The organism is Streptomyces sp. G5(2025) (assembly GCF_049542075.1).
Lineage (GTDB): Bacteria > Actinomycetota > Actinomycetes > Streptomycetales > Streptomycetaceae > Streptomyces.
This window is the reverse complement of record NZ_JBMUZT010000006.1, coordinates 4,641,031-4,654,683: the sequence shown is the minus strand read 5'-3', so window position 1 is coordinate 4,654,683 and position 13,653 is coordinate 4,641,031. Positions and strand designations below refer to the sequence as shown.

Annotated in this window: 13 protein-coding genes, 3 tRNA genes and 3 pseudogenes; 4 read left to right on the top strand and 15 right to left on the bottom strand. The window is 69.0% G+C overall.

The window, feature by feature from the left end; genetic code table 11:
• Positions 1-3 precede the first annotated feature (3 nt).
• From rplJ to ACOBQB_RS32000, 8 genes and pseudogenes are all read right to left on the bottom strand, one after another.
• On the bottom strand, positions 4-534 hold the full coding sequence (rplJ, locus tag ACOBQB_RS32035; RefSeq protein ID WP_030782600.1) for a 50S ribosomal protein L10: 531 nt from the start codon (positions 532-534) through the stop codon (positions 4-6).
• 264 nt (positions 535-798) lie between these two features.
• On the bottom strand, positions 799-1,830 hold the full coding sequence (locus ACOBQB_RS32030) for a hypothetical protein (RefSeq protein ID WP_423596686.1): 1,032 nt from the start codon (positions 1,828-1,830) through the stop codon (positions 799-801).
• Between the two features lie 81 nt (positions 1,831-1,911).
• Positions 1,912-2,814, bottom strand: coding sequence for a hypothetical protein (locus ACOBQB_RS32025; RefSeq protein ID WP_423596684.1), 903 nt, complete (start codon positions 2,812-2,814; stop codon positions 1,912-1,914).
• A 159-nt stretch (positions 2,815-2,973) separates the two neighbouring features.
• Positions 2,974-3,696 carry a 50S ribosomal protein L1 gene (rplA, locus tag ACOBQB_RS32020; protein WP_423596682.1) on the bottom strand — a complete coding sequence of 241 codons (723 nt, stop codon included), beginning with the start codon at positions 3,694-3,696 and terminating at the stop codon, positions 2,974-2,976.
• Positions 3,697-3,785: 89 nt separating this feature from the next.
• Positions 3,786-4,220: a 50S ribosomal protein L11 gene (gene rplK / locus ACOBQB_RS32015; protein WP_030782612.1), complete on the bottom strand. Its 435-nt coding sequence runs from the start codon at positions 4,218-4,220 to the stop codon at positions 3,786-3,788.
• Positions 4,221-4,412: 192 nt separating this feature from the next.
• Positions 4,413-5,314, bottom strand: a pseudogene (gene nusG, locus ACOBQB_RS32010) (transcription termination/antitermination protein NusG).
• A gap of 77 nt (positions 5,315-5,391) precedes the next feature.
• Entirely contained in the window at positions 5,392-5,676 is a 285-nt protein-coding gene (gene secE, locus ACOBQB_RS32005; protein WP_398515311.1) for a preprotein translocase subunit SecE, read from the bottom strand.
• Between the two features lie 107 nt (positions 5,677-5,783).
• Positions 5,784-5,856: transfer RNA gene (locus ACOBQB_RS32000), tRNA-Trp, on the bottom strand.
• Between the two features lie 181 nt (positions 5,857-6,037).
• Between ACOBQB_RS32000 and ACOBQB_RS31995 the strand changes: the two genes are divergently transcribed.
• On the top strand, positions 6,038-7,264 hold the full coding sequence (locus ACOBQB_RS31995) for a pyridoxal phosphate-dependent aminotransferase (protein WP_423596680.1): 1,227 nt from the start codon (positions 6,038-6,040) through the stop codon (positions 7,262-7,264).
• A 152-nt stretch (positions 7,265-7,416) separates the two neighbouring features.
• On the top strand, positions 7,417-8,436 hold the full coding sequence (locus ACOBQB_RS31990) for an adenosine deaminase (RefSeq protein ID WP_423596678.1): 1,020 nt from the start codon (positions 7,417-7,419) through the stop codon (positions 8,434-8,436).
• Here the strand turns inward: ACOBQB_RS31990 and ACOBQB_RS31985 are convergent.
• A pseudogene (locus ACOBQB_RS31985) lies at positions 8,426-8,863 on the bottom strand (helix-turn-helix domain-containing protein). The gene ACOBQB_RS31990 and the pseudogene ACOBQB_RS31985 sit on opposite strands and share 11 nt — an antisense overlap.
• Between ACOBQB_RS31985 and ACOBQB_RS31980 the strand changes: the two are divergent.
• Positions 8,798-9,429, top strand: a pseudogene (locus ACOBQB_RS31980) (NAD(P)-dependent oxidoreductase). The pseudogenes ACOBQB_RS31985 and ACOBQB_RS31980 sit on opposite strands and share 66 nt — an antisense overlap.
• Positions 9,430-9,452: 23 nt before the next feature.
• On the opposite strand, the gene ACOBQB_RS31975 reads toward ACOBQB_RS31980, so the two are convergent.
• The 6 genes from ACOBQB_RS31975 to ACOBQB_RS31950 form a co-directional block, all read right to left on the bottom strand.
• Positions 9,453-10,508 carry a UDP-N-acetylmuramate dehydrogenase gene (locus tag ACOBQB_RS31975; protein ID WP_423596676.1) on the bottom strand — a complete coding sequence of 352 codons (1,056 nt, stop codon included), beginning with the start codon at positions 10,506-10,508 and terminating at the stop codon, positions 9,453-9,455.
• 132 nt (positions 10,509-10,640) lie between these two features.
• Positions 10,641-11,069, bottom strand: coding sequence for a MaoC family dehydratase (locus ACOBQB_RS31970; RefSeq protein WP_423596674.1), 429 nt, complete (start codon positions 11,067-11,069; stop codon positions 10,641-10,643).
• 4 nt (positions 11,070-11,073) lie between these two features.
• Positions 11,074-11,538 carry an FAS1-like dehydratase domain-containing protein gene (locus ACOBQB_RS31965; RefSeq protein ID WP_423596672.1) on the bottom strand — a complete coding sequence of 155 codons (465 nt, stop codon included), beginning with the start codon at positions 11,536-11,538 and terminating at the stop codon, positions 11,074-11,076.
• Between the two features lie 104 nt (positions 11,539-11,642).
• On the bottom strand, positions 11,643-11,807 hold the full coding sequence (gene rpmG, locus ACOBQB_RS31960) for a 50S ribosomal protein L33 (RefSeq protein ID WP_004571794.1): 165 nt from the start codon (positions 11,805-11,807) through the stop codon (positions 11,643-11,645).
• A gap of 89 nt (positions 11,808-11,896) precedes the next feature.
• Positions 11,897-11,969, bottom strand: a tRNA-Met gene (locus tag ACOBQB_RS31955).
• A 47-nt stretch (positions 11,970-12,016) separates the two neighbouring features.
• Positions 12,017-12,089, bottom strand: a tRNA-Thr gene (locus ACOBQB_RS31950).
• Between the two features lie 257 nt (positions 12,090-12,346).
• Here ACOBQB_RS31950 and ACOBQB_RS31945 point away from each other — a divergent pair.
• Positions 12,347-13,633 (top strand): amidohydrolase family protein, encoded by a 1,287-nt coding sequence (locus ACOBQB_RS31945; protein WP_423596670.1) that lies wholly within the window; start codon positions 12,347-12,349, stop codon positions 13,631-13,633.
• The last annotated feature ends 20 nt before the right edge of the window (positions 13,634-13,653 follow it).

Genomic DNA, 13,653 nt, shown 5'->3' with positions numbered 1-13,653 from the left:
GAATTACTCGGCACCGCCCTGCTCGGCCTTCTTGGCACGAAGCGCCTCCGCGGTGCGGACGAACTTCGAGGGAAGCGCCTGGAAGAGCGCGGCAGCCTGGGACTGCTTGCCCTTCATGGCGCCCGCCAGCTTGGCGAGCAGAACCTCGCGGGACTCAAGGTCCGCAAGCTTCTTGATCTCGTCGGCGGACAGCGCCTTGCCGTCAAGGACACCGCCCTTGATGACGAGGTTCGGGTTCTCCTTGGCGAAGTCACGAAGACCCTTCGCCGACTCCACCGGGTCACCGGTGACGAAGGCGACCGCCGTCGGACCCGTGAACAGGTCGTCGAGCGTGTTGATCCCGGCCTCGTTGGCCGCGATCTTGGTCAGCGTGTTCTTCACCACGGCGTACTCGGAGTTCGCACCGAGGGAACGGCGCAGCTGCTTGAGCTGGGCCACGGTGAGACCCCGGTACTCGGTCAGCACGGCGGCGTTCGAGCTGCGGAACTTGTCCGTGAGCTCGGCTACCGCGGCAGCCTTGTCGGGCGTCGGCATAGAGCGTCGGCCTCCTTCCGGGTGATGAGGACCGCTCAGAAGGGGCTGGGAAAAACGAGACGCCCCGGCGCAGGCGCACGGGGCGTGAGCTCGACCGAACAGAATCCCGTCCGGGAGCACTTCCACATGTCACCTGCGCGGGTCGTCCGCAGTTTCAGCGGATCCTTCGGCCACTGCACCCTCTGAGTTGAGAACACAGCAACGACCAGCGGTCTTTGGCTTCTGGGGAAGAGTACGCGAACGGGTCCTCGTCAAGCAAATCGGTCAGATGTCGCCGTCGGAGCCGATGCCGCTGTCCGAGTCGATGCCGCTGTCGGAGCCCGCTCCCGAGCCGCCCTTGCCGAGCTCCTTGAACATCTCCATCAAGTCCAGGGTCTGCCCGGCCGGCGGCGGGGTGACCTTGGCGGCCGCGCCGTAGTCGGAGAAGGTCTGCGAGGTCTTGACCGTGCCGTCGGGCGTCTTGATGTCGATGTCCATACGGACCGGGTAGTCGTCCTCGTTGACCCAGACCTCGGTGTCGTAGCCCTTGATGCCGGACTTCTCGATGTTCTTGAAGAGCTGCTCGCGCTCGCTCTTGCCGAGGACCTCCTTGAGGCCCTTGTTGGACTCCATCATTTCCTTGACGGTGAGCCGGCCCTTGTAGCGCTGGGTCTGCACGCCGTCGACCTCGGCGGCGCCCAGGTGCTTCAGGTTCGGCGAGTCCAGGAGCATCGCGAGCTGCTGCGCGGGGTCCTGGCTCATGCTGTCCAGGCCGCCGGTCATCTGCTTGGCCAGCTTCTCGTCGCCGGCCTGCTCCGCGATGGAGTTCAGGTCCACCTTCATCCAGCGCTTGCCGTCCATGTCCTTGGACGCGGCGGCGCCCATGTCCATGTACATCACGTTGTCGCGCCAGAGCATCCGTACCTGCTCGGGGGCGTCGGGGTCGCCCTCCGTGAGCGCGGAGCCCGACATCGTCACGTCCATGACGGTCGGGTCCCAGCCCATGACGCCGGACATCTTCATCTCGCCGGCGCCGCCCATCGCCTTGGCGGTCTGGCCCGGCGGCGTGGACATCGTCATCTCGACCTTGGCCGACTTGGCGGCCGAGGTCTTCTTGTACGCGGCCGTGATGACCTCGGTCACCTGCGAGCGGGACTGGTGCCCGCCCGCGTTCCCCGCCCTCTTGTCGGACTCGGCGGAGTTGTCGTCCGAGCCGGTACAGGCGACCGCCCCGGTGCACAGCAGCGCGGTGGCGAGCACGGCACCCGCCGCCCGCCGCCCGCGCGCCTTGCTTCCACGTACGGCACCAACAGTCATGACCCCACCCCTAGGAACACATGATCGATCCATTTCCGAGTGCCGAGCGTACCCGAGCGCCAGGACCGTGGGCCTCCGGGTTTATGCGCCGGGCTGCTTGTTCATGAGCTCCTTGAAGCCCACGGTGTCCGAGGCCGGGGGCTTCTCGACGGAGAGCGGCGTGCCGTAGTCGCTGTAGTAGGCGGTCTGCTCGAAGGCGCCGTTCTTCGTGTCGGCCTTCTCGATCTTCTTGACGAGCAGGTCGTCGTCATTGACCCAGATGTCGATCGTCTCGGTGCTCATGCCGGCCTGCTCGAACTGCTTCTTCAGCTCGCTGAGCTGCTCCTCGTCCAGATCGGTGCTCTTGGCGGTGAAGTCGGCGACGTCGACCTTGCCCGAGTAGTGGGTCGCCTTCGTCCCGCGGACCTCCTCCTCGCCGACGCGCTTCACGTCGCCCGAGGCCAGCAGCATCTTCACCGACTGGTTCGGCGTGCTGTTCTGCATCTGGTCCTGGAACGCCTCGCCCGCGGCACCGCTCATCTCGGCCAGCGTCTCGTAGTCGTACTCCAGCCAGTGCCTGCCGCCACCCGCCTGGGACGCGAACTTGTCCCCCATGTTCGCGTAGAAGCCGTTCTTCAGATAGCGGTAGTCGATCTTCGTCTGGCCGAGCTGCTCCATCTGCTGAGCCTGGGTGCCGCCCGTGAAGGTCACGGTCACGTTGCCCGTGATGCCATCGGACCAGCCCATGACGCCCTTCATGTCCATGGACACCTGCGAGCCCATGGAGGTCGTGCCGTCGATCCGGGCGGTGTCCGCCTGGTCGGTCGACTTCTGGACCGTACGCAGGGCGGCTATTGGGCTGACATTGATCCCGCCCTTGTCCTTCCCGCCCCCGGCTCTGTCGGCAGAGCTCCCGGAGTCACCCGAACCGCAGGCCGCCAGGCCTGTCAGCGCGGCCGCCACCGCGATCGAGAGACCTGTACGCCGCATGGTCGTGCTGTTCATCTCGTCCCACCCCTTGGCTTCGTGGAGGCACCGCGTCCTTGCCGCGCGCCTCTGACAGTCGTATCCGAAAGGCTCGTACACAAACAGGACGGGCCCCGCACCTCGAAAGGTTGCGGGGCCCGTCCACAGAACGCGTGCGCGACGCGGCTGCCGTCAGTTTCAGACGGCGGCCGGGTCCTCCTCGGTGAGGAGGTTGCGGGTGCGGTTCGAGTCCAGCGGGATGCCGGGGCCCATCGTGGTGGTGATGGCGGCCTTCTTGATGTAGCGACCCTTGGCGGCCGACGGCTTCAGACGGAGGATCTCCTCCAGGGCCGCGGCGTAGTTCTCCACCAGCTTGGTGTCGTCGAAGGACACCTTGCCGATGATGAAGTGCAGGTTCGAGTGCTTGTCGACACGGAACTCGATCTTGCCGCCCTTGATGTCGTTGACAGCCTTGACGACATCGGGGGTCACGGTGCCGGTCTTCGGGTTCGGCATCAGACCACGCGGACCGAGCACGCGGCCGAGGCGGCCGACCTTGCCCATGAGGTCCGGGGTGGCGACGACGGCGTCGAAGTCCAGGCGGCCCTTCGCGACCTCGTCGATCAGCTCGTCGGCGCCGACGATGTCGGCCCCAGCGGCTTCCGCGGCCGCAGCACGGTCACCGGTCGCGAAGACCAGGACCCGGGCGGTCTTGCCGGTGCCGTGCGGGAGGTTCACGGTGCCACGGACCATCTGGTCGGCCTTGCGCGGGTCGACGCCCAGACGCATGGCGACCTCGACGGTGCCGTCGAACTTGGTCGCGGAGGTCTCCTTGGCGAGACGGACGGCCTCGAGCGGGGCGTACAGCTTCTCCCGGTCGATCTTGGCGTCCGCAGCGCGGAGAGTCTTGCTGCGCTTCACTGCTGCTCCTGGTGTGTTCAGGTATGGAGTCGTGGTGCGGGCCAGCGCTTGGCCCTACCACTGGAGAAAGGTCAGACGGGGGAGGAGGCTCAGCCCTCGACCGTGATGCCCATGGAACGGGCGGTGCCGGCGATGATCTTCGACGCGGCGTCCAGGTCGTTGGCGTTGAGGTCTTCCATCTTGGTCTGCGCGATCTCGCGGATCTGCGCCTCGGTGACCTTGGCGACCTTGGTCTTGTGGGGCTCGCCGGAGCCCTTCTCGACACCAGCGGCCTTGAGGATCATCTTGGCGGCCGGCGGCGTCTTGGTGATGAAGGTGAAGGAACGGTCTTCGTAGACCGTGATCTCCACCGGGATCACCCAGCCACGCTGCGACTCGGTCGCGGCGTTGTAGGCCTTGCAGAACTCCATGATGTTGACGCCGTGCTGGCCCAGGGCGGGGCCGACCGGCGGGGCCGGGTTGGCGGCACCAGCCTGGATCTGGAGCTTGATCAGCCCCGTGACCTTCTTCTTCTTGGGAGGCATTGCTCTCTCCGGGTCCTAGTGAGAGTTTTCAGCCGGCCATCCGGTCATCCGGATGGAGGCATACCGCACAACGATAACGGGTATAGTCGCGCGGCTAAAAACCGAGCAGGTCAGACAGGCTTTGGCAGCCCGTCTGACCTGTTCGGAGGCGTGTGTTCCAGAGGAAGCCGAGGCAGCCGCGGGGGCCGCGGGCTAGTTCTTCTGGATCTGGTCGAAGCTGAGCTCGACCGGGGTCTCGCGGCCGAAGATCTCGACGAGGCCCTTGACCTTCTTCGAGTCGGCGTTGATCTCGTTGATCGTCGCCTGCAGCGTCGCGAACGGGCCGTCGGTGACGGTGACCGAGTCGCCGACCTCGAAGTCCAGGACCTGGACCTCGACCTTGCGGGCGGAGCCGGCTTGCCCTCGGCCTCGGCGGCCTCGCGGGCGGCCTTCTCCTCGGCCTCGGGGGCGAGCATCTTGACGATCTCGTCCAGGGTCAGCGGGTACGGGTCGTAGGCGTTGCCCACGAAGCCGGTGACGCCGGGGGTGTTGCGGACGACACCCCAGGACTCGTTCGTCAGGTCCATGCGCACCAGCACGTAGCCGGGGAGCTTGTTCTGGCGGATGGTCTTGCGCTCGCCGTTCTTGATCTGGGCGACCTCTTCCTGCGGCACCTCGGCCTGGAAGATGAAGTCCTCGACGTTCAGCGAGACGGCGCGCTGCTCGAGGTTGGTCTTCACGCGGTTCTCGTAACCGGCGTAGGTGTGGATGACGTACCACTCGCCGGGAAGGGTGCGGAGCTCCTCGCGCAGGGCGACGATCGGGTCGACCGGCTCGGACTCCTTCTCGACGAGCTCCTCGTCCTCGGCGCCGTCTTCGTCGGCGGCCTCGGCGTCGGCAACGGCCTCGTCCTCTTCGGACTCGACGTCGGCCTCGGCGTCGCCCTCCAGGTGGACGGCGGCCTCTTCGGCGGGCTCGCCCGCGGCGGCGTCGGCTGCCTCGGCCTGATCCGGCTCCTCGGCGTCCGCCGCCTCGACGATGTCGAGCTGGTCCTCCACGGACTCCGCGTCCTCTCCGCGAGGCTCAACGGCGTCGTTCAGGTTCGGGTCAGACACGGTGGCTGCTTCTTCCTGGATACAAGGGGTGGAACACGCGAATAGGGGCGCCGAGTACGGCGCCCTTCGCTCTCGGCTCAGCCGAAGATGTACTTGACAGCGTGGCTGAAGCCATAGTCAATCACGGTCACAAGGCCGATCATGATGACGACGAAGACAATCACCACTGTGGTGTAGGTCGTGAGCTGGCTGCGAGTCGGCCAGACGACCTTGCGGAGCTCCGCGATGATCTGACGGTAGAAGAGCGCGAGACGGCCGAAGGGGCCCTTCTTGCCGCGCTTGCCGCCCTTGCGGGCCTTCTTGGACTCCGGCGCCTCGTCCTGGGCATCAGGCATGTCGATGGAGCCCACGGCGTCCGTCACTCGTCCTCACCTGATTCCGGGTCGTGGCCGTGCCGCGCCCGGTTGAGCCGCACGGCGGTGCAATGCAGTACGTACATGCGCACACATCCTGGCGAAGGAGTGTGTAGCAGGGCCGGAGGGACTTGAACCCCCAACCGCTGGTTTTGGAGACCAGTGCTCTACCAATTGAGCTACGACCCTTTGATTTCCCCCAACCTACCGCATCCGCCCAGGTGCACGGAGTGCGTCGAGAGGGTGCGGCCGATGAGGGCCAACGAGCAGTGAGTGTACGTGGTCTGCGGCCCCCCGTCGAACAGATTGGGTTCCGGCGCTGTGGGAAACCCCCGCACCGGGGGCCTTCCAGGTCTGGAACGATGGGGTCATGAGCGCTGCAACTTCTCCGACCGAGCGCCGGGTGTCCGCGCGCATCGGCGCGATCTCCGAGTCCGCGACCCTCGCTGTCGACGCCAAGGCCAAGGCCCTGAAGGCCGCCGGGCGTCCGGTGATCGGCTTCGGCGCGGGTGAGCCCGACTTCCCCACTCCGGACTACATCGTCGAGGCGGCCGTCGAGGCCTGCAAGAACCCGAAGTTCCACCGCTACACGCCGGCGGGCGGCCTCCCCGAGCTCAAGGCCGCGATCGCCACGAAGACGCTGCGCGACTCCGGGTACGAGGTGGACGCCTCGCAGATCCTGGTGACGAACGGCGGCAAGCAGGCCATCTACGAAGCGTTCGCCGCGATCCTCGACCCGGGCGACGAGGTCATCGTCCCGGCCCCCTACTGGACGACGTACCCGGAGTCGATCCGTCTGGCCGGCGGTGTCCCGGTCGAGGTCGTCGCCGACGAGACGACCGGTTACCGCGTCTCCGTCGAGCAGCTGGAGGCCGCCCGCACGGAACGCACCAAGGTCGTGCTCTTCGTCTCGCCGTCGAACCCCACGGGCGCCGTCTACAGCGAGGCCGACGCCGAGGCGATCGGCCGCTGGGCCGTCGAGCACGGCCTGTGGGTGATGACCGACGAGATCTACGAACACCTCGTCTACGGAGACGCGAAGTTCACCTCGCTCCCCGCGATCCTCCCCGAGCTGCGCGACAAGTGCATCGTGGTCAACGGCGTCGCCAAGACGTACGCGATGACCGGCTGGCGTGTCGGCTGGATCATCGGCCCGCGGGACGTCGTGAAGGCCGCGACGAACCTCCAGTCGCACGCCACGTCCAACGTCTCCAATGTCGCGCAGGCCGCCGCGCTCGCGGCCGTCTCCGGCGATCTGGTCGCCGTCGACAAGATGCGCGAGGCCTTCGACCGGCGCCGCAAGACCATCGTGCGGATGCTCAACGACATCGAGGGCGTCTTCTGCCCCGAGCCCGAGGGCGCCTTCTACGCCTACCCCTCGGTCAAGGGCCTCATCGGCAAGGAGATCCGTGGCAAGCGCCCGCAGGACTCCGTCGAGCTGGCCGCGCTGATCCTGGAGGAGGCCGAGGTCGCGGTGGTCCCGGGTGAGGCCTTCGGGACGCCGGGTTACCTGCGCCTTTCGTACGCGCTCGGTGACGAGGACCTCGTCGAGGGCATCTCGCGCCTCCAGAAGCTGCTGGCGGACGCCCGCGACTGACATCCGTCCCCCTCCGCGAGGGGAAACAGCGCTCCACGCGCGCGTGCGGGCCGCCTTTCCACTGGAGAGGCGGCCCGTTTCTTCGTTCGGGGAAGGCCCCGAAGGGGGAAAGGCGCTACCGGGACGCCAGGTGCGTACGGCAAGATCCTGGAATGGAGCGTGGACGAGACATAAGAGAGCTGCCCAAGGCCCATCTGCACCTGCACTTCACCGGGTCGATGCGGCCCTCCACCCTGCTTGAGCTGGCCGACAAATACGGGGTGCGGCTGCCGGACGCGCTGACCGGTGCCGAACCGCCGAAACTGCGCGCCACCGACGAGCGCGGGTGGTTCCGCTTCCAGCGGCTCTACGACGCGGCGCGTTCCTGTCTGCGCGAGCCCGAGGACATCCAGCGGCTGGTGCGGGAGGCCGCGGAGGAGGATCTGCGGGACGGCTCGGGGTGGCTTGAGATCCAGGTCGACCCGACCTCGTACGCGCCGCGGCTCGGCGGTCTGATCCCGGCCCTTGAGGTCATCCTGGACGCGGTCGACACCGCCTCGCGGGAGACCGGCCTGGGGATGCGCGTGCTGGTCGCCGCCAACCGCATGAAGCACCCGCTGGACGCCCGCACGCTGGCGCGCCTCGCGGTGCGCTACGCGGACCGGGGCATCGTCGGCTTCGGGCTCTCCAACGACGAGCGGCGGGGCATGGCGCGGGACTTCGACCGGGCCTTCTCGATCGCGCGCGACGGCGGGCTCCTCGCGGCGCCGCACGGCGGTGAGCTGACCGGCCCCGCCTCGGTGCGGGACTGCCTGGACGACCTGGGCGCGGCACGGATCGGGCACGGGGTGCGGGCGGCCGAGGACCCGCGGCTCCTGAAGCGGCTCGCGGACCGCGGCGTGACGTGCGAGGTGTGCCCGGCCTCCAACGTCGCCCTGGGCGTCTACGAGAAGCCCGAGGACGTGCCGCTGCGGACTCTCTTCGAAGCCGGGGTGCCGATGGCCCTCGGCGCCGACGACCCGCTGCTCTTCGGCTCGCGTCTGGCCGCCCAGTACGAGATCGCGCGCGAGCACCACGCCTTCGACGACGCCGAACTGGCCGAGCTGGCGCGGCAGTCGGTCCGCGGCTCGGCCGCCCCCGTGGGCGTACGGGAGAAGCTGCTGGCCGGGATCGACGCGTGGCTCAGCGGCTGATCCCCGCCAGGAGCGTGCGGGCGAGGGCCGCCGCGAACTCCTCGACGGGCTGTGAGGGCCGCTTGCCGACCACGGCGTCGTAGGCGAAGGCGCGCTGCGCGCAGGCGCCCAGGAGCAGCGAGGCGGCCGCGAAGGTGTCGGCGTCGGGGAGCGATCCGTCCGGCGCCGCGCTCGGCGCGGAGGTAGGCGTCCAGGGCCTCGATGGGCACGTGGTGGCCTACGCCCATCGCCTGGAGCGCGTCCTCGTGGCGGCGCTTGAGCTTGGTCTCGGCGTACAGGGACGCGGCGATGCGGGCAGCCTCTCCTGGAGGACGGCCACGAACAGCTCCTCCTTGCTCGCGAAGTGCTGGTAGAGCGCGGCTTGGGAGCAGCCCGCCGCCCTGACGATCTCCTTGGTGGTGGCGCGGGCGAGGCCGATGGTGAGCATGAGGTCGTGCGCCGCGTCGACGATGCGGGCCCGGGTGGGCTTCTGGCCTTCGACGGAGAGGGCCTGAAGGTCTTCCAGGGCGACCTGAGGGACCCCGAGGCGTTGTGGGCGGCGGTGACCGGCCGGGATGCGGTGCTCTCGGGGCTGGGGGCCCGCAAGATGTCGGACGCGCGATCGCGGCGGAACTCACCCGGCCCGTGGTGGGCGCGATGGAGGCCGAGGGGGTGCGCCGGCTGCTGGTGGTGAGCGCCTCCCCGGTCGGCCCGCCCGCCGAGCGGCAGTCCTTGGCCGACAAGGTCCTGGGGTTCGTGGTCAGCGCGGTCCTGGAGAGCGTGTACGTGGACCTGCGGGCCATGGAGGCGGAGCTGGCGCGCAGCGCCACGGACTGGACATCCGTACGCCCGCCGGGGCTCCAGGACAAGCCCGTGACGGGCGTCTACAGGAAGGCTGTCGGCGGCACGCCGCGCAGCGGGCGCTTCATAGGGCGTGCCGATGTGGCGCACGCGATGCCGGCGATGATCGACGACCCGTCGACGGTGAAGCAGGGCGTGGGCGTGGCCTACTAGGGGCTGCCGTCGGCGCCAGTGGGCTACAGACTGACGCCGACCATCACCGGTTCGTTGACCAGCGTGATCCCGAAGGCGTCCCGCACCCCGGCGACGACCTCGCGGGCGAGGGCCAGCAGGTCCTCGGTGGTCGCGCCGCCTCGGTTGGTGAGGGCGAGGGTGTGTTTGGTGGAGATGCGGGCCCGGCCCTCTCCGTAGCCCTTCGTGAAGCCCGCTTTGTCGATGAGCCAGGCGGCGGACGTCTTCACGCGGCCGTCGCCCGCGGGGAAGCCGGGCGGGTCGATGTCGGGGCCGAGCCGGTCCGCCACGCGCGCGTGGAAGGCCGCGAACTCGTCCTCGGTGAGGATCGGGTTGGTGAAGAAGGACCCGGCCGACCAGCTGTCGTGGTCCTCGGGGTCGAGCACCATGCCTTTGCCCGAGCGGAGCTTCAGGACGGTCTCTCGCGCGACCGCGGCCGGGACCCGCTCGCCCGCCTCGACACCGAGAGTGCGTGCCGTCTCGGGGTACTTGAGCGGGGCGCTCATCCCCTGCGCGTCCTCCAGCGCGAAGCGGACCCGCAGGACCACGAAACGCTCGGGCTCGGCCTTGAAGCGGCTGTGGCGGTACGAGAAGTCGCACTCGGCGTTCGGGATCACGACCGTCTCGCGGGTCCGCCGGTCGTACGCGACCACCTCGGTGATCGTCGAGGAGACCTCTTGGCCGTACGCCCCCACGTTCTGGATCGGCGTCGCACCCGCGGAGCCGGGGATTCCGGCGAGGCACTCGATGCCCGCGAGGCCTGCCTCGACGGTGCGGGCGACCGCGTCCGTCCAGATCTCGCCGGCCGCCAGCTCCAGCTCCGTACCGTCGAGGGCGAAGCCCTGGGTGGCGATGCGCAGGGCGGTCCCGTCGAAACCCTTGTCGCCGATGACCAGGTTCGATCCGCCGCCGATGAGCAGCAGCGGGGTCCCGGAGTCGTCGGCCTCGCGGACGGCCGCGATCACCTCGTCGTCGGTCGTCGCGGTGATCAGGCGGGTCGCGGGGCCACCGAGACGGAAGGTGGTCAGCGGGGCGAGGGGGGCGTCGATGAGTTCCTGCACGTGGCCAAGAGTACGAGAACGGCTCCGCCGCGCCCGCACTCGCTGTGGCGCGGGTGGCTACAGACGTAAGGGGCACACTCCCAGGGAGTGCGCCCCTTACTACGTCTACGGAGACCGAGACCGCTATGGCCGTCAGGCCAGCCGCACGACCGCACGCGACATGCCGAGCACCTTCTGGTCCGCGCTCTTGGCGACCAGGTCGACCCGGACACGGTTGTCGTCCATCTTGGCCGCGACCTTGGCGCTGACGTCGATGGTGGCGCCCTTGTCGTCATTGGGGACCACGACAGGCTTCGTGAAGCGGACGCCGTACTCGACGACCGCTCCCGGGTCGCTCACCCAGTCGGTCACGACCCGGATCGCCTCAGCCATGGTGAACATGCCATGCGCGATGACGTCGGGAAGGCCGACCTCCACCGCGAACTTCTCGTTCCAGTGGATCGGGTTGAAGTCCCCCGAAGCTCCCGCGTACTGCACGAGTGTGGCGCGTGTCACCGGAAAGGTCTGGGCCGGCAACTCGGTGCCGACCTCGACGTCGTCGTAAGAGATCTTCGCCGTCATCGCCTCAGACTCCCTCTCCCGCGGGCTGCGCCGCACGCGCGACGAGCTTCGTCCAGGCGGTCACGACGTGCTCCCCGGCCTCGTCGTGGACCTCACCGCGGATGTCGATGATGTCGTTGCCGGCCAGCGACTTGATGGCCTCGATGGTCGAGGTGACCGTGAGCCGGTCGCCCGCGCGCACCGGGCGGGTGTAGGCGAACTTCTGGTCGCCGTGCACCACACGGCTGTAGTCGAGCCCGAGCTGCGGGTCCTGGATCACCTGTCCCGCGGCCTTGAAAGTGATCGCAAACACAAAAGTGGGCGGGGCGATCACATCAGGGTGACCGAGTGCCTTGGCGGCTTCCGCGTCGGAGTACGCGGGATTGGCGTCCCCTACCGCCTCGGCGAACTCGCGGATCTTCTCCCGGCCGACCTCATAAGGATCGGTGGGCGGATAGGACCGCCCCACGAAGGACTGGTCGAGCGCCATGGACTCGGTACCTCCTGTGGTTGGTGGTTACGTAAAGATTTGTGTGCAAACGACGCGAGGCCGCCCCCCACAAAAGGGGACGGCCTCGGGTACGAGCCTGCGTGTCAGCGCGTTTCGCGGTGCGCAGTGTGCGCGTTGCAGCGCGGACAGTGCTTCTTCATCTCAAGACGGTCCGGGTCGTTACGCCGGTTCTTCTTGGTGATGTAGTTCCGCTCCTTGCACTCCACGCAGGCCAGCGTGATCTTCGGGCGGACGTCGGTGGCAGCCACGTGAGTGCTCCTTGGACGGACGGATGGACGGATGAACGCATAAAAGAGTAGCCGATCGAAGGACCGACCCCACAATCGGCTACCAGGAGTAGCGGTGACCGGACTTGAACCGGTGACACAGCGATTATGAGCCGCTTGCTCTACCGACTGAGCTACACCGCTGCGATGCCGGATCCCCCCACCCGAAGGCGAGGATCACTCGACATCAGAGCCCCAATGCGGAATCGAACCGCAGACCTTCTCCTTACCATGGAGACGCTCTACCGACTGAGCTATTGGGGCGAGCGATGAAGACATTACACGGTTGGTCGCCGATCGCCCAAATCCGTTTCGCCAGGGCCGTCCGGGGGCATCGGGATGAGCGCCTCAGGCGTCTCCGAACACCTCATCCGCACCCCTCGTCAGGGCCGTCGCACCACACCGGTACGACTATTTCGCTCCTCCTCGAAGCGGGCCTGTCGCCGTCCTAGGCTCGGCATACGCTGCGTGATCTTGACGCCTCGAATCGACAGCAGCCGCCCCCGAACCCCAGGAGCGCGATGCCCGACAGCCAGCCGCAGCCGCCCCACTCCTCCGGCTCCTCCGGCCCCGACCCCACGGCCGAGTCCGGCGCCCTGCTCCTCTGCGGTGCCAGGCTCACCGACGGCAGGACGGTGGACGTCCGGCTCGGCGGTGGGCGCATCGAGGCGGTCGGCACGACGGGCAGCCTGCCGGCGCACGCCGCGCGCGTGGACCTGGCGGGCTACCTGCTGTTGCCGGCGGCCGCCGAACCGCACGCGCACGGTGACACGGCCCTGTCGGCGGATGCGGCGGGCCCTGTGTCGTACGACATCCCCGACGTTCAACGCAGAGTCACGGAGGCGGCCCTGCTCCAGCTCGGGCACGGCGCGACGGCCCTGCGGTCACATGTGCGGATCGGCGATGTCCAGGGGCTCGACCCGATGGAGGCCGTGCTTCAGGCGCGGCGTTCACTGCGGGGCCTGGTCGACCTGACGACGGTCGCCGTGCCGCGGCTCCTGACCGGCGTCGCGGGCGCCGACGGCCTGGTGATGCTGCGGGACGCGGTGAAAATGGGCGCCTCCGTAGTGGGCGGTTGTCCGGATCTCGACCCCGATCCGACGGGGTACGCGGAGGCGGTCCTGGAACTCGCCGCCGAGCATGGCTGCCCCGTCGACCTGCACACGGACGGTGACGATCCGGCCCGCCTCGGGCGGCTCGCGGCGATGGCGGCGGGGCTGCGCGCGGGGGTGACCATCGGCCCGTGCGGCGGGCTCGGCCTGCTGCCGAGGGACGTGGCCGCGCGCACGGCCGAGCAACTGGCGGCGGCCGGGGTGACCGTGGTCTGCCTGCCGCAGGGCGGGTGCGGGAGCGCGGAGCGGCGCGGAGTGGCGCCGGTGCGGCTGCTGCGGGCGGCGGGGGTCCGGGTGGCCGCCGGCAGCGGGGCGATGCGGGACGTGTCGAACCCTGTGGGGCGCGGGGATCCGCTGGAGGCCGCGTACCTGCTGGCCTCGCGGTGCGGGCTGCGGCCCGAGGACGCGTACGCGGCGGTGAGCGGGGCGGCGCGGGACGCCATGGGCCTGCCCGAGGTGCGGGTGGAGGCGGGCTTCCCCGCCGAGCTGCTCGCGGTGCGCGGCGACCGGCTCGCGGGGGCGCTGTCGCTCGCGTACAGCCGCATCGTGGTGCACCGGGGGCGCGTGGTGGCGCGGACCAGCGCGGTGCGCGAGTACTGCGACTCGGCCGCGGCCGTGGCCTTGGACCTGCCGCGTCAGGGCCGCGCGCAGGGGGATGAGCCTGGGTGGTCGAGGGGCGGGGAGGGGGCTTCCTGAGGGATCGGGGGCTCCGGAGG